Below are 23671 nucleotides of genomic sequence, written 5' to 3'. Positions count from 1 at the left end.
CGGCCCGATTCGGTCAATCTGACTTGACCAACGCGACAGCCGCCCTGGTGGTCACGGTCCGGGGCGCGCGGGGCCGCTCGCGTACGCCCCCTGATCGGGTTGGACCCGGGCGGGCGAAGGCGCCGGATCGCCGTGCGCGCGGCGGCCTAGACTGGGGCGCCGTTCCGCAGCGTGTGAGAGGTAGTTCGCCAGCTATGAGGCTCGTCTTCGCCGGTACCCCCGAGGTCGCCGTACCCGCCCTGGACGCACTGATTGCGTCAGACCGGCACGAGGTCGTGGCCGTCGTCACCCGGCCCGACGCGCCCGCCGGGCGCGGTCGCCGGCTGGTCGCGAGCCCCGTGGCGCAGCGCGCCGAGGAGGCGGGCATCGAGGTGCTCAAGCCGGTCAAGCCGCGCGACGCGGACTTCCTGGCCCGGCTGCGGGAGATCGGGCCCGACTGCTGCCCGGTAGTCGCTTACGGGGCGCTGCTACCCAAGGTCGCACTGGACATTCCGGTCCACGGTTGGGTCAATCTGCACTTTTCGCTGCTTCCCTCCTGGCGCGGCGCAGCGCCTGTGCAGCACGCGGTGCTCGCCGGTGACGAGATGACCGGGGCCTCCACCTTCCTGATCGAGGAGGGCCTTGACTCGGGACCGGTGTACGGGGTGCTGACCGAGCAGGTGCGCCCCACCGACACCAGCGGTGATCTGCTGACCCGGCTCGCGTTCGCCGGCTCGGGGCTGTTGGCCGCGACGATGGACGGCATCGAGGACGGCACGCTGCGGCCCGTACCGCAGTCGGCCGATGATGTCTCGCTCGCACCGAAGATCGCGGTCGAGGACGCCCGGCTGGACTGGACGGCGCCTGGCCTGCGCGTGGATCGGGTGGTACGCGGCTGCGCCCCTGCGCCCGGCGCCTGGACCGTCTTTCGCGGCGAGCGGCTGAAGGTGATGTCCGTGCGCCTGGTCACCGAGCGCACCGATCTCGCCCCGGCGGAGCTGGCCGCGACGAAGAACGCCGTGTACGTGGGCACGGGCAGCCATGCCGTGGAACTGCTGTGGGTGCAGCCGCAGGGGAAGAAGCCGATGCCCGGTGCCGACTGGGCACGTGGTGTGCGGATCGCGGCACAGGAGAGCTTCGAGGCGTAGCCGCGCGAGGGGCGGCGCCTGGGGTGCCGTTCGTTGGAGCGGCGGCACCGTTGCGTTCGGCGGGGTGCCGGGGGTGGGTGGGGGCCGGCGGCGGGTAGGGCCGCGGGGCGTGTCGTAGCGGTGCTGTGCGCTCTGGACAAGCGGCCTTGCGAGGCCAAGACTTTTACGGGCCTGACGGATCGGGCCGGTGCCGGGCGAACGCGCAACACCGGTAGCGCAGCGACCCGTTGACCGCTCCGCCTGCACCTGCCCGCTTACACCTGCCCGCCTCCGCCGTTTCGTCCGCCCCTGCCCCGTACGCTCCGCTCCCGCCCCGTACGTCCCGCTCCGTTGAGAAAGGCGGCGCACATGCGGTTCAGCTACGCCATGCTTCCCGACTACCCGCTCCATGAGTCCCTCGCCTCCATCCGGCTCGCCGACGAGTTGGGCTTCTACGCCTGTTACGCCGCCGACGAGACCTGGCACAAGGACCTATGGCTGCTGTTCGCGGTGGCCGCGGGGCAGACAAGCACCATCCGACTCGGGCCAAGCGCCTCCCCGGTCACCCTCCGCGAGCCGACGCTAATCGCCCAGGCGCTCGCCACGCTGGACGAGCTCTCCAACGGCCGGGCCGAAGCGGTGCTCTCCAGCGGCAACTTCGGGCTCTTGGCGCAGTACGGCATCGACTGGACGAAGGGGCGCCCGCTGTCTCGGGTGAAGGAGGCGCTCGGTGTGATGCGTACCTTCCTCGATGAGGGGACCATCACGCGGCAGGGCGAATTCTTCCGCTACGACGGGCTGTTCACCTTCGCCCGTCCGGTGCAGCAGCGAGTGCCCCTCAAGCTGGGCGCGATGCGCGGGCCCAAGTCGTTCGAGGCGGCGGGGGAGTTGTCGGACGGCTGCCATCACGCGCTCAGCTACACGCGCGAGGCGCACGAGTACGCGGTACGGCATCTGCGCGTGGGCGCCGAGCGGGCCGGACGGGACTGGCGGAGCTTGGACATCGGCGCCTGGGTCGTCTTCGCCACCGGGCCCGACTCCGCGCTCGCCAAGGAGGCGGCGCGCCGCATGGTCGGCATCTACGCATCGTCCATGCCCGCGGAGCAACTGCTACGCAACGGAGTGGACCCGCTGGAGCTGCGGCCCGTCATCGATGCCATCGGCGCCGGGGACCTGGCCCGCGGCATCGAGCTCACCAGCCCGGAGGTGGCCGACCGGCTGTCGATCGCGGGCACGCCGCAGGAGTGCGCACAAAAGATCCGTACGGAGCTGGTGCCTGCCGGTGTCAACCATGTGATTTGCGCGATCACCGACGAGACCTTGGTGAAGGTGTTCACCGGGCGGGAGCTGCCCGGGGTCGCCAGCGTGGCCGAGCAGTTGCGGTTGATCCACGACGAGATCATGCCCGTACTGCTGTGACCTGCGGCGGGACCCACCGCAGGCGGGGCACCTGTCAGGGCACGTAGGCTGGGAACCCTCATAATCCCAGCTCCGGAGCACCTTTCGTGAACGATCGCCGCCCTTCTGCCAAGCCGTACCGCCGACCGAAGAAGGACCCCGTACGGGTACTGGCCTTCGAGGCGTTGCGGGCCGTTGACGAGCGGGACGCCTACGCGAACCTCGTGCTGCCACCGCTGCTGCGCAAGGCCAGGGAGAGCGACACCTTCGACGCACGGGACGCGGCCCTGGCCACCGAACTGGTCTACGGCACGCTGCGCTGGCAGGGTACCTACGACGCGATCATCGCCGCGTGCGTGGATCGGCCGCTGCGCGAGGTGGACCCGCCGGTGCTCGACGTGCTGAGCCTGGGCGCGCATCAACTCCTCGGCACCAGGATTCCCACGCACGCCGCGGTCAGCGCCACCGTGGAGCTGGCGCGGGTGGTGCTGGGGGACGGGCGGGCCAAGTTCGTCAACGCGGTACTCAGAAAGATCGCCGCGGAGGACCTCGACGGTTGGCTGCGTCGCGTGGCACCCCCCTATGACGCCGACCCCGAGGCGCACTTGGGCGTCATGAACGCCCACCCCCGCTGGGTGGTGTCCGCGCTGTGGGACGCGCTCGGCGGCGGCCGGGCCGGCATCGAGGACCTGCTCGCGGCGGACAACGAACGCCCGGAGGTCACCCTGGTCGCCCGCCCGGGCCGGGCCACGGTGGAGGAACTGACGGCAGCGGTCGGCGCGGACCGGGCGCTGCCCGGCCGCTGGTCGCCGTATGCCGTGCGGCTCGTCGAAGGCGGTGAGCCGGGGGCGCTGGACGCGGTCCGCGAGGGGCACGCCGGCGTGCAGGACGAGGGCAGCCAACTGGTGGCCCTGGCGCTGGCGAACGCCCCGGTGGAGGGTGCCGACGCGCGCTGGTTGGACAATTGCGCGGGCCCCGGCGGCAAGGCCGCACTGCTCGCCGCCCTGGCAGCACAGCGCGGCGCCACGCTGCTCGCCTCGGAGAAGCAGCCACACCGGGCGCGCCTGGTCGCGCGGGCACTGGCCGGCAACCCCGGCCCCTACCAGGTGATCACCGCTGATGGCACCCGCCCGGTCTGGCGCCCCGGCTCCTTCGACCGGGTTTTGGTGGACGTGCCGTGCACGGGGCTCGGCGCCCTGCGTCGCAGGCCCGAGGCGCGCTGGCGGCGCAGGCCCGAAGATTTGGCGAGGTTCGCTCCGCTCCAGCGCGGGCTGTTGCGCGAGGCGCTGGCGGCGGCGCGCGTCGGTGGCGTAGTCGCCTACGTGACCTGCTCACCGCACCTGGCCGAGACCCGGGCCGTGGTCGATGACGTCATGAAGGCCGCCGGAACCGCCGAGTGGATCGACGCCCGCCCCCTGCTGCCCGACATCACCAGCCTGGGCGAGGGCCCTGACGTGCAACTGTGGCCGCACCTGCACGGCACCGACGCGATGTACCTGGCACTGCTACGCCGCACGGCCTGAGCACAGGGCGGCGGCAGTCAGTCGCCCCCGCCGCGCTGCCGGCCCGCCCCCAACCGGCCGCGGCGAGCGCACAACATCGCGGCAGCAGCGGTACGGGGCGGCCACCAGGCGGCCTCGTACCGGCCTCAATCCGCGGTGCGCAGCCGGTCAAGTTCGTCGCGGAGCGCGGCCCGTAGCGCGGCATGGTCGGGTCCGAGTGCGAAGCGGCTGTCGCTCCAGTTGTCCCGCGGATAGCGCCAGACCGGCATTTTTACCAGGTCAGCCGGCTCCCACTCGTACCGCGGCCACACATGGGCATGGAGAAATCCGTCGGTGTTTCCGAGGATCTCCAGGTTCACTCTGCGCAACGCCGGGTCCAGCCGGTGGCAGGCCTGCTCAACGGCCTCGCCCAGCAGGTCCAGGTCGGACAGGAACGCCAGCCGCTTGGCCTTCGGCAGTTCGGACAGCCGCTGCACCTGGGGCTCATCGCTGAGCAGCACCGCGTATCCGGGGAGGAACTGCACATCGCCGATGACGGCGAAACCCGCCTTCAGACGCCGCAGCACGGTGGGGTTCTCGCCCCGCAGGGCGCTGCCGATGCGGTCCGTTCTCCAGTCGTCGCCCATGGCCAGGAACGTACCCCATGATGATCAACGTGCGGGGCGCCCGCCCGCGATGGACGCCGAGCCATGTGACGCGGCGGCCGGCCCTGCGCTGAGTGTTCTTCAACAGGGCCGGTTGGGGGCTGGCCCTTGCAATCGAGTGGCTGAATACGTACGCATCATGGTGACTGATCGTGCGGGTTTCATGGGGGTTTTTAGACCAACTGGGCGGAGAATGCGGCGGTCCCGGGTCTGTCCGTCGTGGTGGAGCGTGGCAGTCTTGGCGCCATGGCCGTTCAAATCAGTCCCAGTATCCTTTCCTCCGACTTCGCCCGCCTGGCGGAGGAGGCCAAAGCCGTGTCAGGTCCCGAGGGCGCCGACTGGTTGCACGTTGATGTGATGGACAACCACTTCGTGCCGAACCTGACGTTGGGTGTGCCGGTCGTGGAGTCGCTCGGCAAGGCCACGGGCGTTCCGCTTGACTGCCATTTGATGATCGAGGAACCGGATCGCTGGGCCCCGCAGTACGTGGAGGCCGGAGCCGCTTCGGTGACCTTTCATGTGGAAGCGGCACGCGCACCGGTGCGGCTGGCGCGCGAGATCCGGGCCAAGGGCGCGCGCGCCGCCATGGCGCTGAAGCCTGCGACGCCCATCGAGCCGTACGAGGATCTGCTGCCGGAACTCGACATGTTGCTCGTGATGACGGTCGAACCCGGCTTCGGTGGGCAGGCGTTCCTCGACATCATGCTGCCGAAGATTCGCCGTACCCGGGAGTTGATCTCCCGGCACGGGCTACAGATGTGGCTGCAAGTGGACGGAGGGGTTTCGTCTTCGACCATTGAACGCTGTGCTGAGGCCGGAGCCGATGTTTTCGTCGCTGGTTCCGCGGTCTACGGCGCGGGTGACCCGGCCGACGCGGTACGCCGGTTGCGGGCCCAAGCGCAGCAGGCCACGGCCGCCGCCCCATGGGCGTGCGGACACTGAGCCACGGCTCGATGAACGCAAAGGTAAAGGGCGAACCAAGGACCGCTGTTTCTGACAGGATGACGGTTGAGTCCAGAACGTGAACAGTGAGGAGAACGCGGTGGCGACGGGCCGTTCAGCCACGCGGATGGGACCCGCTGAGCTGGTGCAGGCGGCGGCCATGGCGCGCCGCTTCTACCTGGAGGGCAAGTCCAAGATCCAGATCGCCGAGGAGTTCGGCGTCAGCCGCTTCAAGGTGGCTCGCGTGCTGGAGACCGCGCTCGACCGCGATCTCGTACGCATCGAGATCCGGGTCCCCGCGGAACTCGACGCCGAACGCTCGGACGCGTTGCGCGCCCGCTACGGACTGCGGCACGCGGTCGTCGTCGAATCCGCGACCGCCCCTGCGGACACCCTGGACGAAGGGACGGCCTCCACGGGCGGCGCTTCCACGGGCGGCGCCCCCACCGACCCGGAGAACCTGGGCGAGGTCGCCGCCGACCTCCTGGGCGAACTGGTCGCCGAGGGCGATGTGCTGGGCCTCGCCTGGGGCCGGTCCACGATTCACATGGCCGCGGCCTTGCACCGGCTGCCGCCGTGCACCGTCGTCCAGCTCACCGGTGTGTACGACGCGGGCACGGCCGAGCGCGGCTCGGTCGAGGCAGTGCGCAGGGCCGCCGCCGTCTCCGGCGGCGAGGCCCACCCCATCTATGCGCCCATGCTGTTGCCCGACCCTGCGACCGCCGACGCGTTGCGCCGCCAGCCCGGCATCGCCCGTGCCTTCGACTACTTCGACAAGGTCACCGTGGCCGCCGTCTCCATCGGCTCCTGGGCGCCGGGCATCTCCACCGTCTACGACATGTTGACGCAGGAGGAGCGGGCACACTACGCGTCGCTCGGCGCCGCAGCCGAGATGTCCGCACACCTCTTCGACTCCGATGGCCGCCGCATCGGCCGCGACCTCGGCGAGCGCTGCATCACCGTGGAGGCCAATCGGCTGCGCCGTATCCCGGAAGTGGTGGCCATCGCCGGCGGGCTGCGTAAGGCGGACGCGATCGGCGCGGTGCTCCGCTCCGGCCTGGTGACCAGCCTCGTCACGGACACGGCCGCAGCCGACCACCTCCTGTTGGAAACCGGCCCGGGCCCGCGCCCCGCGCTCGATCGGATGGACCCGGACGGCACGGGCTGAGCTTGTTGTCCGCGTGGGTCGTTCGCGCGGGCAGCCCGTTGCCCGATGGGCAGGCCCGCCGAGGCGGGGCGCCCGATCCGGGCGGACCCGGACCGCGGAGGCCGGGCCTCCGCGGACAGAACAGCACAGAACAGCTAGGGCGGTTCGGCTCAGTGCGGGCCGCGGGCCCTCAGTGCGGGCCGGCGGGCCAGCGCAGGAGCGCGCCAAGGCCGCCCACCGGGGCGATGGTGGGATCGCTGACGGCAATGGCCTCGGCGCCGCTGGCGATGGCCGAGCGCAGCAGCGCATCGTCCGCCCGCGCCGCGGTGGGGTGCACCTCGCCCAGATATTGAAGCTCCGTGCTCCGTACGGCGAGTTGGTCGCTCTCCGGGCCGACCCATACCTCCCGGCCGGTGTCCTGCCCGTCCGGCCCGACCAGCAGCGTATCGATTTGATGCTCGCGCGCGGCCTCGACCAGCGCCGGCACTCCGGCGACAGCGTTTGCGCCGCCATCGTCGTCCTGCCCTGCGTGGTAGCGGTCCAGTACCTCGGCGACGTGCTCGGTCTCCCGCGCGGCGCGTACCTGGGCGATGTCGCGCTCGATCTGCGGGCTGCCGGCGCCGGTGGACCGCCCGCCGTGCTCGCTCTCCGCCGTCACCGATCGCAGCGGCTCGGGCAGCTTGTCGCGTACCGCCTTACGCTCCCTGGAGTCACCGACCAGCAGCATCACCTCGGCGCCGCAGCGCTGCCACATCTCCTGTGCGGCATCGGCGATCTCGGCCGCGTTGTGCTCCCAGGTGTTTTCGACCGCCGTTTGGAAGTGCCGTTCCGACCAGCTCGCGGACGCGGTCTTGTGCACCGGCCAGTCGGTGCCGCTGACCTGAGCCGTCTCTTGCTGACCGGCGTCGTTACGCACCTCGAAGTCGGCTCCGGTGCGGTCCACGTACGCCACCAAGCAGGGCGGGGAATCGCCGACGGCCCGCAGCAGTGGCGTGATCCTCGGCAGCGCGGTCCAGGTGGTGGTCAGTGGGGCGGCCGGCGGCCCCGGTAGCGGTACGTCGATGACGACCTCGCCGTCCGTGGCGAACAGGGCGCGCCCCGCGCGCTTGCCCGACGTCCTTGGCCTCCCGATCGGGCCGGCTTCCGGAGTGTGGAACAGCGCTTCATAGATTGCGTCACGCGTCGCGGCGGGCGCGCCGAGGCCGGCCAGCTCCTGCGACGCGGCCCGCGCCGTCAGCTCCTGCTGTTTGGCCGCGTCCTCCGTGGAGTGGGAGGCATCGACATAGACGGAGGCCCAGGGGCCGCCGTGGGGGAGGATCGGACGAAGAAGCGAAAGATGCATGATGCCTCCTTGCGATCACGGTGTTGGGCGCCTGCTCACTCGGGTGCCCTGCCAGGGCGAAACGGAACCGGATCGTCCCTACGGACTGACCCGACGGTGCCGAGGGCTGCCCACTGCGCACGCCCGCAAAGAGCAGGCCCTCCAGCCGTACGTGGTCGTGGAACCACTCCAGGTGCCGAAGCCGAGGAACGGCCGCCGCTACCTGGGCATGCACATGCGGCGCGCAGCGGCTGGAGATCCGCACCCCGGCGGCTTCGGCCAGCGCCGCGGCCCGCAGCCACACCGTGATGCCGCCGCAGCGGGTCGCGTCCGCCTGGAGGCAGTCCACGGCGCCCGCATCGAGCAGGTCGCGGAAGTGGGGGAGTGCGTAGCCGTACTCGCCCGCCGCGATGTCCATCGGCAGCGCGGCCCGGATCTGCGCCAGCCCGGCGCGGTCACGGATGAGACGGGCTCCTCGAACCAGCTCACCCCCTGCGCCGCCAGCGCGGGGCCAAGCCGGACGGCCTGTTTGCGGTCATAGCCGCCGTTGGCGTCCACGTACAGCTCGGCCGCATCCCCGATGCTGCGCCGCGCCCGCGCCACCCGGTCCAGGTCCCTGGCCTCGGCCGTGCCCCACGACTCCCCGACCTTGATCTTGACGCGGGGGATGCCCTGCTCCTGGCACCAGGTGCGCAACTGCTGGTCTTGGCGGCGTTCGTCGTACGTGGTGAAGCCACCGCTGCCGTACACCGGGACCTCCTGATGACAGGCCCCGAGTAAGCGCACCAAGGGCAGGCCAAGCAGCCGCGCCTTGAGGTCCCACAGGGCGATGTCAACGGCCGAAATGGCGCCGCGACAAGCCCCGGGCGGCCCGTGTTGCGTACTGCTCGGCTCATCGCCTCGTTGGCGGCCGGTACATCCCAACCGCAGCGCCCCGTGATCACGTCGGCGAACTGCTCATTGATGACCGCCACCGCCACCGCCACCGTCGCGGGTGCGCCGTAGGTGTAGTCCATGCCCGTGGTCGCTCCCGCGCGCACCCGCACCAGGATCAGCGGCGTGGCGTCCCATGCCACGGTGGCGTCCGCCTCGGGTGCGTCGGTGGGCGCGGTGAACGCCTCGGCGTACGCGCCGTCCACCAGCGGCCCGGTGCGGTCGGCGCCGGCGGGCTCGGGGCCTTGGCTGCCGTTCATGACTGCCGTTCATGGCTGCCGTTCATGACGGGGGACGCCGCTGGCTGGTCGGGTGCTCACTGGTCCGTCACGTTCCGCCCTTGTGTGAGCGGCCACCGGGCAGCATTTCCTGCACCTTCGCCTTGATGCCCTGCTTGATGACCGGGCCACGTTCGACATCGCCGTGCACCAGTGCGGACGCGGCGGCCTCGATCTGCTCGAAGGTCGCGTGCGGCGGGATCGGCGGCACCGAGGGGTCGGTACGGAAGTCGATGACGAAGGGCCGATCCGCCTCCAGCGCCTGGCGCCAGGCCGCCGTGACTCCGTCCGGATGCTCCACACGGGCGCCACCCAGGCCGATCGAACGGGCGAAGTCCCCGTACGGCACGTCCGGGATGGCCTGCGAGGCCACGAACTGCGGGGAGCCGGACATCGCGCGCATCTCCCAGGTGACCTGATTCAGGTCCCGGTTGTTGAGGACGCCGACCACCAGGCGGGGGTCCTGCCACTCCCGCCAATACTTCCCCGCGGTGATCATCTCGGCGAGCCCGTTCATCTGCATCGCCCCATCGCCCACCAAGGCGATCGCGGGCCGATCCGGGTGCGCGAACTTGGCACCGATCGCATACGGAACTCCCGGGCCCATGGTGGCCAGCGTGCCCGAGAGCGACCCGCGCATGGAGCCGCGCATCCGCAGATGCCTGGCGTACCAGTTGGCCGCCGAGCCGGAGTCGGCCGTGATCACCGCGTTGTCGGGCAGCAGCGGGTCCAGGGCGTGCACCACGTACTCCGGGTTGATGGGGTCGGCTTCCACCTCGGCTCGCCGCTCCATCACCTGGGCCCAGCGGACGACGTCCTTCTCGATCTTGCGCCGCCACGAGCCGTGCTTCTTCCGCCGCAACAGGGGCAGTAGCCGCTTCAGGGTCTCGCTGGCGTCACCTGCCAAATTCACCTCAAACGGATAGCGCATTCCGATCATGTGTGCGTCGATATCGATCTGCACCGCACGGGCCTGGTCGTATTCGGGCAGAAATTGGGTGTACGGGAAGCTCGATCCGATCACCAAGAGCGTGTCGCAGTCGCGCATCATCTCGTATGAGGGCCTGCTACCGAGCAGCCCGATGGAACCGGTCACATACGGCAGATCGTCCGACAGCACATCCTTGCCCAGCAGCGCCTTGGCGACGCCAGCGCCGAGCGTCTCGGCAACCTCCGAGACCAGAGCGCGGGCACCCCGCGCGCCCTGCCCGATCAAGATGGCCGGTTTTTCGCCGGCGTTGAGCAACTCGGCCGCCCGCGTGACCTCCGCTTCGGCCGGGACCGGGGCGCCGGCCGCCAGGCCCAGGCTGGAGGGGACCATCTTGAACGCGTGGCTCGGCGGCGAGTAGTCCAACTCCTGCACATCGGCCGGAATAATGATGGCGGTCACCGTCTGCCTGGCGTACGCCGTGCGGATGGCTCGATCAAGGACGTTCGGAAGCTGTTCGGGAACGGTCACCATCTCGCAGAAGTCCGACGCCACATCCTTGTACAGGCTCAGCAGATCGACCTCCTGTTGGTAGGAGCCGCCCATGGCGCTGCGATTGGTCTGCCCGACGATCGCAACCAGCGGCACATGATCGAGCTTCGCGTCGTACAGGCCGTTGAGCAGATGAATCGCGCCGGGACCCGAGGTCGCCGCGCACACCCCTACGCGGCCGGAAAACTTGGCGTAGCCCACTGCCTGGAACGCGGACATCTCCTCGTGCCGAGCCTGAATGAACGTGGGCTGGTTGGCTGCCCGTTCCCAGGCGGCGAGCAGGCCGTTGATGCCGTCGCCCGGATAGCCGAAGACGTGCTGCACCTCCCACTCCCGAAGACGGCGCAGGAGGTAGTCGGACACCTTCGTGGACATGGCTCTCCCCTCGGGCCCGGCCGCCGTGGCGGCTCGGGAGCGTGCATTGAGTAGCGCTAAACGTGCGGAGGCGGGTGGGCGCAGTGGACGGGCGCAGTGGTGGATGGTGCGGCGGATAGGGGGCGCGTAACCGGGGCGCGTGGGCGGTTCTGGTGCAGCGGCGCCGGGGCTCAATCGGGCAGTTGGGGCAGGACCTTGGCTCGGTAGAAGTCGAAGAACCCGCGCTGGTCCTGGCCGATCTGGTTGACGTATACGGTGTCGAACCCGGCGTCCACATATGCGGTGATCGCCTTGAGATGCGTGTCCACGTCGTCGCCGCACGGCACGTTCTCCGCGACTTTCTCCAGCGGCACCTGGGTCGTCGCCTGTTCGAAATGGCTCGGGCTGGGCAGCACCTGGTTGAGTTCGCCCGGCAGTTGCTCGGTCGCCCACAGCCGATGCGCCGTGCGGATGGCCTCCTCGCGGTCCGGCCCCCAGCACGCCTTGAGCCCGCCCTGTACCGGCTTGGTGGTTCCGCCCGCGCGCCGAAAGCGTGCCACCGAGTCGGCGCTGGGGGCCATCGTGATGTAGCCGTCGCCGATGCGCCCCGCAAGTTCGGTCGCGGTGGGGCCAAAGCCGGACACATCGATGGGCACGGGCTCGTCCGGAACGGTGTAGAGCTGCGCGTTCTCGACCGTGTAGTGCTTGCCGTGGTGGCTGATTTCATCGCCCGAGAAGAGCAGCCGCATCACCTGCACGGCCTCTTCCAGCATCTCCAACCGGATGGGAGCCGGCGGCCAACGGTCGCCGTGAATGTGCTCGTTGAGCGCCTCGCCGCTGCCGACGCCCAGCCGGAAGCGGCCACCGAGTTGGACGGCGCTGGTAGCGGCGGCCTGTGCCGTGACCGCCGGGTGCAACCGCACCGTTGGGCAGGTCACGGCCGTCTCCACCGGCAAGGACGTGGCCTCGGAGAGCGCTCCGATCACTGACCATACGAAGGGACTCTGCCCCTGCTCGCTGTTCCAGGGGTGGAAGTGGTCGGAGATCCACAGCGCGGAAAACCCGGCCTGCTCGGCCATTCGCGCCTGCTCGACCAGTTCTCGCGGCCCGTGCTCTTCGCAGGCAAGGAAATATCCGTATCTCGTCATGTGGCCTCCTTGACGCCCTCGACGGCCTCGACGCCCTGCACGTTTTCCCAGCGCGCTGGTGGCGTCCTCGATGTGCGCTGGCCGGGTAGCCGCTCGCAGCACGCGGAAACCTCTGGGCATACGGGGGCCGATTCGGGCCCGAACGCTGGGCTCGTCGATCAGCCTCCAGGCCGCCTGCGGGCCTCACCCGGGCTCTTTGCGGACCTGCCCCGAATCCGCTGACCCGCGCCCCTCACCGGTTTTCTGAGGCGGATGCGGGGTACCGGGCCAGCACCGGCGGTGCGGCTCGTCGTCGGCGTCGCAACGACATGCGTGGCCATGGCTTGGTACGCGTGGTTGCGGCGGCGCCGGTACGCATGGGCATCGCGAGGCACTCTCCGGAGCAAAGGCGCCCCGGGAAGGCCCGCCAGGTCGCCCAGTTGATGAGCCGCGAGCGGGAGACAAACGCCGGCCAGAGGCCATAACTAGTCCATAACTAGGCCACGGCTGAAGCCATAACTGAGGCCATAACAGCCATGTCGCGCCACTGGCCGGTTTGCCCCAGAGTGAGGTGGTGTGACGGAAAGTCCGGACATGGGCTCACCCACCGCTACCGAGGAGACGTACGACCATGCCCCAAGGTTCGAACAACAAGCGTGAGCGGCAGTACGAGAAGATCAAGGAGAGCCAGGAGGAGCGCGGCACCGGCAACAAGCGGGCGAAGGAGATCGCCGCCAGGACCGTCAACAAGGAACGTGCCCGTGCTGGCGAGTCCAAGACGGCGAGCCGCACCTCCACCCAGGACATGTCCTCCAGCCGTCGCGGCGGCCAGCGTTCCGGCAGCGGCTCGGGCGGCCCCACCCGCGACCAGCTGTACGAAGAGGCCAAGCGCAAGGGCGTCGAGGGCCGCTCGTCGATGAACAAGGACCAACTGGCGAAGGCCGTCCGCCGCTAGAACGGCTGCTCGCCCCGCGCTCCCGCGCGCCGCCGAAGTGCTGTGCGCTTCGATACGCCGCGCGGGGGCGCGCGCGAAGGCTGCGGATGCGTGGGGGGCCGCTTGCGGCGCACGAGGCAGAGGCGCGGATGAGGCCGCGTAGGAAACCAAGACAGCAGAGAGGCGGACACGAGAGAAGGCGAGAGCATGACGAAGACGCGCGGCAAAACCTCGGAAAGGAAGCCGCACGGCAAGGTGTCTCAGCCGCCCGGCGAGTCCGCAGCCAAGTCCGCAGACAAGTCCGCAGCCAAGACCTCAGGCAAGACTTCAGACAAGGCGTCTGGGTCCGGCAAGGCGTCCGGACGGCAGGACACCGTGCACGCTCTGCTCGATGCCCATGGCCAGACCTACGCTGCGGAAGCCGGCATTCGGCTGCGTGACACACCGCAGCCGCTGTACCAGCTTCTCGTACTGGCCGACCTGCTGAGCGCGCGCATCAGGGCATCCGTGGCGGTGGCTGCCGCCCGGGCGCTGGCCGACGCGGGCATGCGCGACCCGCGGCGGATGGCGGAGGCGAGTTGGCAGCAGCGCGTGGACGCCCTTGGTGAAGGCGGCTATCGCCGCTATGACGAGCGCACCGCCACTCAGCTCGGCGAGGGCGCCGCGTTGGTGCGCGACCGCTACGGCGGCGATCTGCGCCGGATGCGGGACGCGGCGGACGGCGACGTGAAGAAGCTGCGCGCGCTGCTCCAGGAGGTGCCGGGGCTCGGCCCGACCGGGGCCGACATCTTCGTGCGTGAGGCCCAGCTCGCGTGGCCCGAGTTCGCCCCGTATCTGGATGCGAAGGCCCTCAAGGGTGCGGAGCGCCTGGGGCTGCCGGACCGGCCTGGCGACCTCGCCCCGCTGGTTGCCCGCGAGGACACCGCTGCCCTGGCCGCTGGCCTGGTACGCGCCGCGCTGGACGCTTCGGTCGTGGACGAGGTCCGGGAGAAGGCGGCGGCGTAGGCGGCTGCGCCCCGTGCCGCGCCGCCTGAACGTTTGGGTGAAGCTACAACAGTGGGTGCGTGCGACTCGGCGGAAGGTCCATAGATACGAATGGTGGTTCGCTACTTCTGTGCCCGATCGGTGATGATGGCGTAGGAGCCGCAGTCCGGTTCGCATCGCCAAGCGGCGTTGGACCGGTGCTGACTCCCCACCCGCCCTTCCGTAAAACCGCAGGTGAGAGAGTTAGTATGCGATTCCTGAACGACGTGCAACCGTCCCATGACCTGACGTACGACGATGTGTTCATGGTGCCGAGCCGCTCCGCGGTCGGCTCCCGGCAGAGCGTGGACCTCAGCTCGCCCGATGGAACCGGAACCACCATTCCGCTGGTGGTCGCCAATATGACCGCTATCGCCGGGCGCCGGATGGCCGAGACGGTGGCCCGCCGCGGTGGCCTCGTCGTCATCCCACAGGACATTCCGATCGATGTCGTCACCGAGGTCATCGGCTGGACCAAGACCCGGCATCTGGTGCTCGACACACCCATCGTGTTGGCCCCAAGCCAGACCGTCGCGGATGCGCTGTCCCTGCTGCCCAAGCGGGCGCACGGCGCGGGCGTCGTGGTGTGCGATGGCCGCCCCGTCGGCATCGTCACCGAGTCCGACCTGACCGGTGTGGACCGCTTCACCCAGTTGTCCGAGGTCATGTCCAAGGAGCTGATGGTTCTCGACGCGGACATCGACCCCCGGGTTGCCTTCAACCAGCTCGACGCCGCGCACCGCAAGCTCGCCCCGGCCGTGGACCGGGACGGCAAGCTGGTCGGCATCCTGACCCGCAAGGCCGCGCTGCGCGCCACCCTCTACACGCCGGCGACGGACTCCGCCGGCGGCCTGCGGATCGCCGCCGCCGTGGGCGTCAACGGCGATGCGATCGGGCGCTCCAAGTCCCTGCTCGACGCCGGTGTGGACACCCTGGTCGTGGACACCGCCCATGGCCACCAGGAGTCGATGATCAGCACCTTGCAGGCGGTTCGCGCGCTCGGTCCGCGGGTGCCGATCGTCGCGGGCAACGTCGTCGCCGCCGAGGGCGTACGCGACCTCATCGAGGCGGGTGCCGACATCATCAAGGTCGGTGTCGGACCCGGTGCCATGTGCACGACCCGGATGATGACCGGCGTCGGCCGCCCGCAGTTCTCCGCGGTGCTCGAATGTGCCACTGAGGCGCGGAAGTTCGGCAAGCACGTATGGGCCGATGGCGGCGTGCGGCACCCACGCGATGTGGCGATGGCGCTTGCGGCGGGCGCGTCCAACGTCATGATCGGCTCGTGGTTCGCCGGTACGTACGAGTCGCCTGGCGATCTTCAGCAGAGCGCCGATGGGCGGCTGTACAAGGAGAGCTTCGGCATGGCCTCCGCGCGCGCCGTGCGTAACCGTACGAGCGAGGATTCGGCCTACGACCGGGCGCGTAAGGGCCTGTTCGAGGAGGGCATTTCCACCTCGCGGATGTTCATCGACCCGGCACGGCCCGGCGTCGAGGACCTGATCGATTCGATCATCGCGGGCCTACGCAGCTCCTGCACCTACGCGGGCGCCAGCTCGTTGGAGGAGTTCCACCAGCGCGCGGTGGTCGGGGTGCAAAGTGCCGCCGGTTACGCGGAGGGCAAGCCGCTGCACGCGAGCTGGTAGTCAGCGCGGCGCGCCCCAGCCTGGCTCCCGCACACGGTGCCTCCGTTGTGCTGGTCGGCGCCCGGCTGGGCGCCGCGCATGGTGCCGGTTCGCGACAGAGTCCCGACGCGGGTCAGCCGAGGAGCTTGAGCACGGCACAGACCACGGCCGACGGCTCCTCCATCGGCACCATGTGCCCACTGCGCTCGGCCCAGACATGTTCGCCGCGCGGCAGCGCCTGGGCCAGCCGCTGGTGGCTCGCGGACAGTTCGGACCACATGCCGCCGGAGCCGCGGCGTGCCGAGATGAGGGTGACGGCCACGTCGGGCAGGGAGTCCGCGTCGCGCACTGAACGCATCGCGGCGAGCCCCGGTGCCAGCTGCCGGATCTTCGCTCGATGGGCACGCAGCGCCGCCGGGGAGAACTCTTCCGACCGGATCTCCGCGAGCATTTCGGCGGGGAAATCGGCGTACATCCGACGCCTGATGAGGGCGCCGAGTACGCCGATCCGGGCCATCGGTGTGGTGAACAGCCGGTTCGAGACGGCGCCGAGGCGCTGGAAGGACTTCTTGTAGTAGAAGCCGCAATCCTCCGCGGCCTGGTCCACCAGGACCAGCCCCGCCACCCGGTCCGGGTGGCGGCGGGCGAAGGAACGACAGATCGGACCGCCCAGGCTGTGGCCAACGAGGACGCACGGGCCATCGGACACGGCACTGATGAGGTCCTCCAGATCATCAACGATCCGGTCGAAGGTGCGCGGAGCGCTGTCCGGTTCACTGCGGCCGAAACCCGCCCGATCGTAGGAGAGGGTGGCGGTCGTCCGGGCGACCTCACCCTGGATGAGCCCCCATGTCGTCCGAGAACCGTTACCACCCGCCTCGAAGACCACGAGGGGGTCGCCGTGACCGGCCGTTACGTAATGCAGCTGCCGGCCGTCCCTGACGGCGGCAAGGGCGGGTTCGCCAAAGGCGCTGGCTCGGAGCATTGCTGACCTCGAAGTTCGGAGCGGACCGTGGCAGTCGGTGAACCCTTCGACGATGCAGGCGAACCGTCTCCTGCTGGCCCGGTGGCAGGAGATGCGACTGGGCAGTTCCAAGTCCCCGGTCCGGCCGAAGCGTTGGGCGGCAAAGCGCACGGTCAGCTGGATTACGATGCGTCGCCGCCTAGCGTGCGAGTACGAACGCAACCTGGCCCACTCCGAGACAATGATCCGCTGGGCAGTGGCCGACGTCATGCTCCACCGGCTCACTCGGCGCGAACCAACTCCCGACAGGCCGAAAGTCGCTTCAGCACGCCCACTGAAGCGACCTCAAGCGCGCGCTCGGTAGGGCCGAGGGGTAGAGCCGAGGGGTGAGGGACCCCCCTCGGCTACTCGGCGGCCGTCCCGGTGGCTTCGCTATGCGGCTTTGCCCCGCTATGCGGCTTTGCCTCGTTACGCGGCCTTGCCCTCGGCGAACAGCAGGCGCACCTCTATGGCGCCCTCGCGCGCCGCTTTGGCCTGCGCGTACTCGGCCGAGGCGTACCACTCCTTGAGCCGGTCCATATTCGGAAATTCCACAACGGTCGTTACGCGCGCCGATGGCCAGGTGCCTTCCGCGGCCTGCGGGACGGTGCCTTGGATCAGGTACCGGCCGCCGTAGCGGAAGATCGATGGCTCCGCCAACTCCCGGTAGCGGTCGGCCCGTTCCTTGTCCAATACCTCTGCTTCCACCAGCACGTAAGCGGTCATGTGGAGCTCCGTTCGGTCCGGTCGCCGTGGGTATGCGGCGAAGAAACATGACACGCCGTATACTTATGGAACACCGAAGATAGCGCAACGAGGACGAGGCGGGATGGGCCAGTGGGCGAGGCACCAGACAAGGCGATGAGCCGACGAGAGCGACTGCGGGTCGAGGCGACTCGGCAGATTCTGGAGATCGCTCTCCACCAGATGGCTTCCGAGGGGCCCGGGGCGATCTCGCTGCGTGGCATCGCCCGGGAGATGGGCATGACTCCGCGGGCCATCTACAGCTACTTCGCCACCCGCGACGACCTGATCACCGCGCTGATCCGGCACATCAGCTCCTCGCTCGCCGACGCGCTGGAGCGGGCGCGCGATGCCGTGCCGGCTGCCCACCCCGAGAACCGCCTGCTGGCTTGGGGTCAGGCCCTTCGGGTGTGGGCCATGGCCAACCCCCAAGGCTTCCAACTCGTCTACGGCGATCCGATCCCCGGCTACCAACAGCCCGAGCAGGGGCCGGTGGAAGAGGCCGCCCTGCGCATCTGCGGTGGGCTCAACCGGTTGGTGGCAGCTGCCTGTTCGCCCCTTCCGTACTCGCCCGAGGCCGCGGCCGAAGCCGACTGGTCGGACTTCCCGGCCGGCTACCTGGCCACAGTGCGCGCCGAAGTTCCGGACCTCTCGCCCGCTGTAGCGTCCCGAGCGTTGCGCGTCTGGGGCCGGCTACACGGCCTAGTGACCCTCGAAATTCACGGTCACTTGCGTGCGGTGTGCAACGATCCGGCGGTGCTCTACCGCGCGGAGATGCTCGACCTCGTTCGTTCTCTGGCTCCTGCCCCGAGCGGCGCTGGCACGGACGAGCGCAACGTCATCACCCCGGCCACCTGACGGTCCACGGCCGGCTCCCCGCCGGGCCCACTGGGGCACTAAAGGGAGCGCCTGACGAGGTCTGTCCCCGGCGCGGGGGTGCGTGCTGTGATGGCTGGATGGACGCCAAGGCACGCGAGGGACACCAGGGAACGGGGCCGGGAGCCATCACGCCGGATGGCTGCGCCGTGGAGATGTACGCCAGGCTACCCGCGGGCGATGAACCGGAGATCGTGGCTTCCACGGTCCCGGCCGGGTCCCGACTGCTCGAACTCGGCTCCGGCGCGGGCCGGGTGACCAGACCGCTGGTCGAGCGCGGCTTCGACGTGGTTGCCGTCGATGAGTCGCCGGAGATGCTGGCTTACGTCCAAGGCGCCCGTACGGTGTGCTCGCCGATCGAGACGCTGGACCTGAAGGAACGATTCGACGTGGTACTTCTCGGCTCGTTTTTGGTGAATACCGCGGATGAGGCGCTGTGTTCGGCGCTGCTGCGGTCGTGCGCGCGACACGTCGAGCCCGACGGCTGCGTACTGGTGCAGCGCGAGAACGACCGCTGGCACGAGGAGGCGACAGTGCCCCGCGAGTGGGAGCGCGGCGGCCAGCGCATCCGGTTGGCGTCGGTGGAACACCAGGGCACGGACCGGGTGGCGGTGCGGATGGAGTACGCGTACGAGGGCGCCGAGTGGACGCACTCCTTCGTCTCGCGGGTACTGCCCGACGCGGCGTTCGAGGCGGAACTCGGGGCGGCCGGACTCGCGTTGGACGCGTATGTGACGGATGACCATAGCTGGGTACGGGCCGTACCGGCACCGCGCGGCTGAGGCGCCGCGCGGCTGAGCGCCGCATGGCGTGTGGGTTGTGGCGTGTGGGGTGCGGTCGGTGGGGGCTCGTGCAACGGCGCGCACGCGCCGGCGCGAGGCGAGCCAGTCCAGCGGCATCCGCCGGCACGCACCTGCCGGCATATCGGCCGATACGGCCCCGCTGGTACGCACCCCCGCCGGTAGGCACCCGCCGGTAGGCGCCCACTGAGGCCCGGCCGGCAAGCGCCCGCGCCCGGCTGGCAGTCCCCGCCCGTAGGCGACTCGCCCGTGGGCGTGGGGCCGCAGGCGCACCGTTCACGGAGCGGTGCGTACGAAGATCAACGGCCGTTCCGGGCGTTTCGTGTGACGATGGCCCTGATCCGTAGATCCGTCCACCGGCTGCTTTTGGCCGGCTACCGCACAGAAAAGAACCATCCGCAGTGCGACTGAACCCACTCGACGAACGCATCGTGCACGCTCTTGCCGAGGACGCCCGCCGCTCGTACGCCGACATCGGCGCCGAGGTCGGGCTGTCCGCGCCCGCCGTGAAGCGCCGCGTGGATCGGCTGCGCGCCGAGGGCGCGATCACCGGCTTTACGGTACGCGTGGACCCGGTGGCGCTGGGCTGGGAGACGGAGGGCTTCGTCGAGTTGTACTGCCGGCGGAACACCTCCCCGAAGGACATCCGCCGCGGCCTCTCGCGCTACCCCGAGGTGGTGTCCGCCTCGACCATCACCGGTGACGCGGACGCCATCGTGCAGGTCTTCGCCTCCGATATGCGGCATTTCGAGGGGGTGCTCGAACGCATCGCGGGCGAGCCCTTCGTGGAGCGGACCAAGTCGGTACTGGTCCTGTCGCCCCTGCTTCGGCGCTTCACCTCGGGCGCCCCTACGTAGCCGCCGACCGGCGGGCAACGCGGCCCCATGGAATCCGCCGACCGGTGGGCGACACGGCCACCTGGTCGGAAACGGTTGAGAGCGGCCACCGCGTGTCGCGATCCGTGCGCGAAGCGGTGGCCGCCGCGCAGGGCGCCCGAGGTGGGTGAGGTGCGCGGGGTGGGTGAGCTACGCGGGGCGGGCGTAGGTGCGGCGATGGGGGAGTGCGGTTAGCGTCTGGCGACCAGCGGGACGACCGTGAAGTCGCCTTCTTCCACGGTCTCGATCGGCGTCGAACTCACGCACCGCGGCAGATCCTTGCTGGCAGGCGGGTCGCCGGTGATGGCCCAGCGGTAGCCGACCCGATGTGGCGTGCCGCGGCCCTTGTCTCATGGGAGGCACCTACGGACCGGTGGGCGAGCGGCCTGCTCGTCCGGCTTCAGCGACGATCACCATCGTGCCGCCCGGCAGGCATCGGCACATCACGCCGCGGGTTGATCACCTGTACGCATCCGGGGTCGAGACTGGTGGCTCTCGGATTCAACTGTCACCAGTTCTCCGCGGAACCCAACCAGTGGTGACCGTGTGATCACCAGCTGTGTGTCGGCGCTTCACGTGTGCCTGGCCGGGCGGACATTCACCTGGTTCGCCCACCGTCGAGCCGATGACTGATCATCCGCCTTGTGCGGCGTGACGGTTCGCAGTTTCGTGCCCAGGCTTGAGGCGGCGTCCTATCGGCGGAAGTAGGCGTGGTGTTCGTGCAGGAAGGCGTCGAGGGTGCGGGGCGGGCGGCCGAGGATGTCGATGACGGTGGTGGTGGGGGTTTCGGGTCGGGTAGTGGCGAGTTGCAGGATCTCCGTCACGTGGTCGGCGAGCCAGGCGGGCATGTGGGCGTTGTGGATGAGGTTGTGGCGCAGTTCGTCCGGGGTGAGGCCGACGTAGCGGATCTGATCGCCGGTCAGGGCGGTCAGTCGTGAAGCAAGGTCGGGGTAGGAGACGGCTTCGGGTCCGGTCAGGGTGTAGGTGCCGCCGGCGATGTCGGGCCTGGTGAGGGCGGCGGCGGCGACGTCGCCGATGTCGCGGCAGTCGATGTGGTTGCAGGGCGCGTCGCCCGTCGTGCCGAGGATGACGCCTTGGGCGACGGTGGGGGCCAGGCGCAAGAGGTTCTGCATGAACGCGTAGGGGCGCAGGATGGTGTGGGTGAGGCCGCTGGCGCGCAGGTGTTCCTCGACGGCGTGGTGTCCGCGGGAGATCGCGACCGGGGAGTCGGGTTCGGCGGCGGGTGCGGAGATCTTGACGATGTGTCCGATGCCAGTGTGGGCGGCGATGTCGATGACGCGGGTTTCGAGTTCGACCTGTGCGGGGCTGTTGGCCATGGCGAGGAAGAGCTGGCCGGCGCCCTTGAAGGCGGTGTGCAGGGAGTGAGGGTCGGCGGCGTCGGCGTACTGAACCTCGACGGGCGGTTGGTGTGCGCCGGTTATGCCGGGGATCGGCCTGTGCGGGGTTCGAGTCAGTGCGCGGACGGGTGTGCCGAGTGCGAGGAGGCTGTGGAGCAGGGCGTTCCCGGTCGCTCCGGTTGCTCCCATGACAACGATCATCGTCTGCTCATTTCTTGGTTACTTCCCGGCTGCGGGTGCTGCCGGGGTGGGCTCGGTCGGGCTTGGGCTCGTGGGGCGGGTGGGCCCGGTGCCGGGTTCGGCTATGTCGGGGACGCTGTGATGGTGCTGCGCCAGCGCAGGGTGACGATGGTGGTGGCGAGGGCTGCGGAGACGGGCAGGTCGCTGCGCAGGCGCTCCAGCCACGGAGTAGAGGGGATCGGGGCGTGAGCGGGTAGCCATTGGGCGGTGAACCATCCCAGCAGGGCCGCCGCGCCGGCGGCGGTGATGACGAGCGCGGTGGTCAGGGCGACGCGAGGCGTGGTGGTGGTCCACCGTCGGGGCTGCCCGCCGTTCCGCAGCCAAGTGCCGACCAGGAACGCCACCACGGCGGAGGTGCCGGCGATGGAGGTGCAGGCGGCCACGGCAAGGTCCTGTTGCCCGGTGACGATCCCGGCGGTGCCGGCCATCAGCGCGGGGGCGGCGTAGGCGGTCAGCACCTCGCGCCACAGGGTGAACGGCCGGGATGGCCGGGAGGCTGCCCGGTTTCGGCTGCTTGTGTCCTTCGTTATGGGCATGCTGGCCTCTTTCTCGTTCGCGTGAGGGAAGTGAAGGGTCGCGGCGGGGCGGCAGGCCTGCTCCGCAATATAATTAGGCAGCTAACTATAATCTCGTAAAGAGGGCCCTACCCGGAGGGCGGGGCCAAACCAGCTGGGAAACCGGGTCAGTCAGCGGCCAGGGCCGTACTGCCGCGCACAACGCGGGCGAGCAGATCCAGGAATGTCGCACGCTCCTCGACGGAAAGCCCGCCCACCATCGCCTCAAGCCGCCCGAAATGCTCAGACGCCATGTCGCGCAGGCGCTGCGCACCGCGCGCGGTCAGGACGGCCACCGTGCCCCGGCCGTCCTCCGTGGATGCGCGGCGGGCGATCAGGCCCTCGCGCTCAAGGCCGTCCAGCAGGCCGGTGACCGTGGCCCTGGAGACATCGAGGTCGGCTGCAAGGCGCGAGGGGGATTTCTCCCCGCCGTGGTCTTCGAGGTCGGCGAGCAGGCGGTAGCGCCCCGTCGACAGGCCGAACCTGGCAAAGTGCGCTTCGGCCGCCCGGCCGACCCTCGCGCCCGCCGAGATCAGGCGCACCGCGACCAGCACCGCCTGCGGATCGACCTCCAGGCCGTAGTGCTCGACCTGCCGCCTGGCCTGGTCCAGTGTGGGCGCCTCGCCATCGATTCCGTTCCTCGTCATGCAACTAATATGGCGGCTAATTACTTGGGCTGTCAAGGTGGATGGCGGCGCTTGGGGCAGCGGTACAGCTACTGGTGGCTCGCGTATTCAACTGTCACCGGTTCTCCGCGGGGTCCACCCGGGCGGCGACCGCCAGTGGTCACCGGCGGCTTATCGACTCCAGGTGCCTCCGGCTTCGGAGGTCAGCTTGGCTGTCGTGACTCGGTGGTAGCCAAGAGCCTCGGCGACGGCCGGTGCGAGCATTTCCAGAACGTGTTGTCGGATCGCAGCCGTACGGCCGGCGGTGGTGGGAATGCCGATGTCGTTGATAAGTGCGGCCAGGACGTCGGGGTGCATCGGCTGCCCTGCGCGGCGGCCGGGGAAGAGCCATCGGGGGGGCGTGGTTGGTCGCGGTGTTCATGTTGTCCCGGCTGTCGATCCATCGAACCACCAATTCCGCGAGTGGTTCGGGGACTGGGGATGGCGGTTCGCCGAGGCGGAGGAGAATCTGCTCGTCGCTGCGGACAACGTCGGTCGCGTCGCGGAACACGGGCAGCCAGCCCTTGCGGCCGAAGGCCCGGATGCGGGCCACCTCGTCGTCGCAGCGGGCGAAGAAGGCGTGCAGTTCGGCCTCGGTAAAGGCACGCTTCTTCGCGTCGTATTCGTTCTCCTGGACGTGCACCGCGGTGTTCACTCGTGCACGATCTGGATCGGATGGGAGCCGAACCGATCTTCGCATGTGCTGGCCCACTCGTAGATGGGATCGGTGGCGACGTGACAG

The 23671-nt window shown here is 69.7% G+C and carries 22 protein-coding genes and 1 pseudogene; 12 read left to right on the top strand and 11 right to left on the bottom strand.

Annotated features, from left to right (window positions below; genetic code table 11):
* The first annotated feature begins 194 nt into the window (after positions 1 to 194).
* The 3 genes from fmt to FHS42_RS12545 all read left to right on the top strand — a co-directional run bounded on the left by fmt (position 195) and on the right by FHS42_RS12545 (position 4027).
* On the top strand, positions 195 to 1127 hold the full coding sequence (gene fmt, locus FHS42_RS12555; RefSeq protein ID WP_184572120.1) for a methionyl-tRNA formyltransferase: 933 nt from the start codon (positions 195 to 197) through the stop codon (positions 1125 to 1127).
* 348 nt (positions 1128 to 1475) lie between these two features.
* Entirely contained in the window at positions 1476 to 2525 is a 1050-nt protein-coding gene (locus tag FHS42_RS12550) for an LLM class flavin-dependent oxidoreductase (RefSeq protein WP_184572118.1), read from the top strand.
* Between the two features lie 86 nt (positions 2526 to 2611).
* A complete protein-coding gene (locus tag FHS42_RS12545; protein WP_184572116.1) occupies positions 2612 to 4027 on the top strand; it encodes an RsmB/NOP family class I SAM-dependent RNA methyltransferase in 1416 nt (471 codons plus the stop codon).
* A 125-nt stretch (positions 4028 to 4152) separates the two neighbouring features.
* Here FHS42_RS12545 and FHS42_RS12540 read toward each other — a convergent pair whose 3' ends face one another.
* Positions 4153 to 4632, bottom strand: coding sequence for an HIT family protein (locus FHS42_RS12540; protein WP_184572114.1), 480 nt, complete (start codon positions 4630 to 4632; stop codon positions 4153 to 4155).
* A 264-nt stretch (positions 4633 to 4896) separates the two neighbouring features.
* Here FHS42_RS12540 and rpe point away from each other — a divergent pair, with 264 nt between their 5' ends.
* Together rpe and FHS42_RS12530 are read left to right on the top strand one after the other, a co-directional pair.
* Positions 4897 to 5592, top strand: coding sequence for a ribulose-phosphate 3-epimerase (gene rpe / locus FHS42_RS12535; protein WP_184572112.1), 696 nt, complete (start codon positions 4897 to 4899; stop codon positions 5590 to 5592).
* A gap of 127 nt (positions 5593 to 5719) precedes the next feature.
* On the top strand, positions 5720 to 6760 hold the full coding sequence (locus tag FHS42_RS12530) for a sugar-binding transcriptional regulator (RefSeq protein WP_184572383.1): 1041 nt from the start codon (positions 5720 to 5722) through the stop codon (positions 6758 to 6760).
* A 169-nt stretch (positions 6761 to 6929) separates the two neighbouring features.
* Here FHS42_RS12530 and FHS42_RS12525 read toward each other — a convergent pair whose 3' ends face one another.
* The 4 genes and pseudogenes from FHS42_RS12525 to FHS42_RS12510 all read right to left on the bottom strand — a co-directional run bounded on the left by FHS42_RS12525 (position 6930) and on the right by FHS42_RS12510 (position 12253).
* Positions 6930 to 8081 carry a baeRF2 domain-containing protein gene (locus FHS42_RS12525; RefSeq protein ID WP_184572110.1) on the bottom strand — a complete coding sequence of 384 codons (1152 nt, stop codon included), beginning with the start codon at positions 8079 to 8081 and terminating at the stop codon, positions 6930 to 6932.
* 76 nt (positions 8082 to 8157) lie between these two features.
* Positions 8158 to 9253 (bottom strand): annotated as a pseudogene (locus FHS42_RS38195) (enolase C-terminal domain-like protein); the annotation flags it as partial.
* A 67-nt stretch (positions 9254 to 9320) separates the two neighbouring features.
* The gene (locus FHS42_RS12515) at positions 9321 to 11126 is read right to left on the bottom strand and encodes a thiamine pyrophosphate-requiring protein (protein WP_184572108.1); all 1806 of its coding nucleotides are present in this window, start codon (positions 11124 to 11126) and stop codon (positions 9321 to 9323) included.
* 170 nt (positions 11127 to 11296) lie between these two features.
* Positions 11297 to 12253: an LLM class F420-dependent oxidoreductase gene (locus FHS42_RS12510; protein WP_184572106.1), complete on the bottom strand. Its 957-nt coding sequence runs from the start codon at positions 12251 to 12253 to the stop codon at positions 11297 to 11299.
* A gap of 610 nt (positions 12254 to 12863) precedes the next feature.
* Here FHS42_RS12510 and FHS42_RS12505 point away from each other — a divergent pair.
* The 3 genes from FHS42_RS12505 to FHS42_RS12495 all read left to right on the top strand — a co-directional run bounded on the left by FHS42_RS12505 (position 12864) and on the right by FHS42_RS12495 (position 15835).
* On the top strand, positions 12864 to 13187 hold the full coding sequence (locus FHS42_RS12505; RefSeq protein ID WP_184572104.1) for a plasmid stabilization protein: 324 nt from the start codon (positions 12864 to 12866) through the stop codon (positions 13185 to 13187).
* Between the two features lie 186 nt (positions 13188 to 13373).
* Positions 13374 to 14171: an endonuclease gene (locus tag FHS42_RS12500; RefSeq protein ID WP_246494599.1), complete on the top strand. Its 798-nt coding sequence runs from the start codon at positions 13374 to 13376 to the stop codon at positions 14169 to 14171.
* Positions 14172 to 14398: 227 nt separating this feature from the next.
* The gene (locus FHS42_RS12495; protein ID WP_184572102.1) at positions 14399 to 15835 is read left to right on the top strand and encodes a GuaB1 family IMP dehydrogenase-related protein; all 1437 of its coding nucleotides are present in this window, start codon (positions 14399 to 14401) and stop codon (positions 15833 to 15835) included.
* Positions 15836 to 15947: 112 nt separating this feature from the next.
* Here the strand turns inward: FHS42_RS12495 and FHS42_RS12490 are convergent, their stop codons facing one another.
* Positions 15948 to 16799, bottom strand: a complete 852-nt coding sequence (locus FHS42_RS12490; RefSeq protein WP_184572100.1) for an alpha/beta fold hydrolase — start codon at positions 16797 to 16799, stop codon at positions 15948 to 15950.
* Positions 16800 to 17246: 447 nt separating this feature from the next.
* Positions 17247 to 17543 carry a DUF1330 domain-containing protein gene (locus FHS42_RS12485; protein ID WP_184572098.1) on the bottom strand — a complete coding sequence of 99 codons (297 nt, stop codon included), beginning with the start codon at positions 17541 to 17543 and terminating at the stop codon, positions 17247 to 17249.
* A 111-nt stretch (positions 17544 to 17654) separates the two neighbouring features.
* Between FHS42_RS12485 and FHS42_RS12480 the strand changes: the two genes are divergently transcribed.
* From FHS42_RS12480 to FHS42_RS12470, 3 genes are all read left to right on the top strand, one after another.
* Complete coding sequence (locus tag FHS42_RS12480) at positions 17655 to 18419, top strand: TetR/AcrR family transcriptional regulator (protein WP_312866849.1); 765 nt, start codon at positions 17655 to 17657, stop codon at positions 18417 to 18419.
* Positions 18420 to 18517: 98 nt separating this feature from the next.
* On the top strand, positions 18518 to 19219 hold the full coding sequence (locus tag FHS42_RS12475; RefSeq protein ID WP_184572096.1) for a class I SAM-dependent methyltransferase: 702 nt from the start codon (positions 18518 to 18520) through the stop codon (positions 19217 to 19219).
* A 419-nt stretch (positions 19220 to 19638) separates the two neighbouring features.
* Positions 19639 to 20094: an Lrp/AsnC family transcriptional regulator gene (locus FHS42_RS12470; RefSeq protein ID WP_184572094.1), complete on the top strand. Its 456-nt coding sequence runs from the start codon at positions 19639 to 19641 to the stop codon at positions 20092 to 20094.
* Between the two features lie 710 nt (positions 20095 to 20804).
* Here FHS42_RS12470 and FHS42_RS12465 read toward each other — a convergent pair.
* The 4 genes from FHS42_RS12465 to FHS42_RS12450 form a co-directional block, all read right to left on the bottom strand.
* Positions 20805 to 21671, bottom strand: a complete 867-nt coding sequence (locus tag FHS42_RS12465; protein WP_184572092.1) for an NmrA family NAD(P)-binding protein — start codon at positions 21669 to 21671, stop codon at positions 20805 to 20807.
* A 101-nt stretch (positions 21672 to 21772) separates the two neighbouring features.
* On the bottom strand, positions 21773 to 22246 hold the full coding sequence (locus tag FHS42_RS12460) for a hypothetical protein (protein WP_184572090.1): 474 nt from the start codon (positions 22244 to 22246) through the stop codon (positions 21773 to 21775).
* A 146-nt stretch (positions 22247 to 22392) separates the two neighbouring features.
* On the bottom strand, positions 22393 to 22911 hold the full coding sequence (locus FHS42_RS12455) for a MarR family winged helix-turn-helix transcriptional regulator (protein ID WP_184572088.1): 519 nt from the start codon (positions 22909 to 22911) through the stop codon (positions 22393 to 22395).
* Between the two features lie 150 nt (positions 22912 to 23061).
* Positions 23062 to 23247 carry a hypothetical protein gene (locus tag FHS42_RS12450; protein ID WP_221476398.1) on the bottom strand — a complete coding sequence of 62 codons (186 nt, stop codon included), beginning with the start codon at positions 23245 to 23247 and terminating at the stop codon, positions 23062 to 23064.
* Positions 23248 to 23290: 43 nt separating this feature from the next.
* Here FHS42_RS12450 and FHS42_RS12445 point away from each other — a divergent pair, with 43 nt between their 5' ends.
* Positions 23291 to 23647, top strand: a complete 357-nt coding sequence (locus FHS42_RS12445; RefSeq protein WP_184572399.1) for a hypothetical protein — start codon at positions 23291 to 23293, stop codon at positions 23645 to 23647.
* Positions 23648 to 23671: the final 24 nt, after the last annotated feature.

Source organism: Streptomyces zagrosensis, from assembly GCF_014203645.1.
In the GTDB taxonomy this organism is placed as follows: Bacteria; Actinomycetota; Actinomycetes; order Streptomycetales; family Streptomycetaceae; genus Streptomyces; species Streptomyces zagrosensis.
This window is presented reverse-complemented; position numbering and strand designations above follow the sequence as displayed.

What these genes read in the sequence shown, in the direction of transcription:
- FHS42_RS12495 (WP_184572102.1), top strand. Translation starts at nt 14,399, where the DNA reads ATGCGATTCCTGAACGACGTGCAACCGTCCCATGACCTGACGTACGAC.
- FHS42_RS12525 (WP_184572110.1), bottom strand. Translation starts at nt 8,081, where the DNA reads ATGCATCTTTCGCTTCTTCGTCCGATCCTCCCCCACGGCGGCCCCTGG.
- rpe (WP_184572112.1), top strand. Translation starts at nt 4,897, where the DNA reads ATGGCCGTTCAAATCAGTCCCAGTATCCTTTCCTCCGACTTCGCCCGC.
- FHS42_RS12485 (WP_184572098.1), bottom strand. Translation starts at nt 17,543, where the DNA reads ATGACCGCTTACGTGCTGGTGGAAGCAGAGGTATTGGACAAGGAACGG.
- FHS42_RS12515 (WP_184572108.1), bottom strand. Translation starts at nt 11,126, where the DNA reads ATGTCCACGAAGGTGTCCGACTACCTCCTGCGCCGTCTTCGGGAGTGG.
- FHS42_RS12460 (WP_184572090.1), bottom strand. Translation starts at nt 22,246, where the DNA reads ATGCCCATAACGAAGGACACAAGCAGCCGAAACCGGGCAGCCTCCCGG.
- FHS42_RS12550 (WP_184572118.1), top strand. Translation starts at nt 1,476, where the DNA reads ATGCGGTTCAGCTACGCCATGCTTCCCGACTACCCGCTCCATGAGTCC.
- FHS42_RS12490 (WP_184572100.1), bottom strand. Translation starts at nt 16,799, where the DNA reads ATGCTCCGAGCCAGCGCCTTTGGCGAACCCGCCCTTGCCGCCGTCAGG.
- FHS42_RS12540 (WP_184572114.1), bottom strand. Translation starts at nt 4,632, where the DNA reads ATGGGCGACGACTGGAGAACGGACCGCATCGGCAGCGCCCTGCGGGGC.
- FHS42_RS12510 (WP_184572106.1), bottom strand. Translation starts at nt 12,253, where the DNA reads ATGACGAGATACGGATATTTCCTTGCCTGCGAAGAGCACGGGCCGCGA.
- fmt (WP_184572120.1), top strand. Translation starts at nt 195, where the DNA reads ATGAGGCTCGTCTTCGCCGGTACCCCCGAGGTCGCCGTACCCGCCCTG.
- FHS42_RS12530 (WP_184572383.1), top strand. Translation starts at nt 5,720, where the DNA reads ATGGGACCCGCTGAGCTGGTGCAGGCGGCGGCCATGGCGCGCCGCTTC.
- FHS42_RS12500 (WP_246494599.1), top strand. Translation starts at nt 13,374, where the DNA reads ATGACGAAGACGCGCGGCAAAACCTCGGAAAGGAAGCCGCACGGCAAG.
- FHS42_RS12455 (WP_184572088.1), bottom strand. Translation starts at nt 22,911, where the DNA reads ATGACGAGGAACGGAATCGATGGCGAGGCGCCCACACTGGACCAGGCC.
- FHS42_RS12505 (WP_184572104.1), top strand. Translation starts at nt 12,864, where the DNA reads ATGCCCCAAGGTTCGAACAACAAGCGTGAGCGGCAGTACGAGAAGATC.
- FHS42_RS12465 (WP_184572092.1), bottom strand. Translation starts at nt 21,671, where the DNA reads ATGATCGTTGTCATGGGAGCAACCGGAGCGACCGGGAACGCCCTGCTC.
- FHS42_RS12475 (WP_184572096.1), top strand. Translation starts at nt 18,518, where the DNA reads ATGGACGCCAAGGCACGCGAGGGACACCAGGGAACGGGGCCGGGAGCC.
- FHS42_RS12450 (WP_221476398.1), bottom strand. Translation starts at nt 23,247, where the DNA reads ATGCACCCCGACGTCCTGGCCGCACTTATCAACGACATCGGCATTCCC.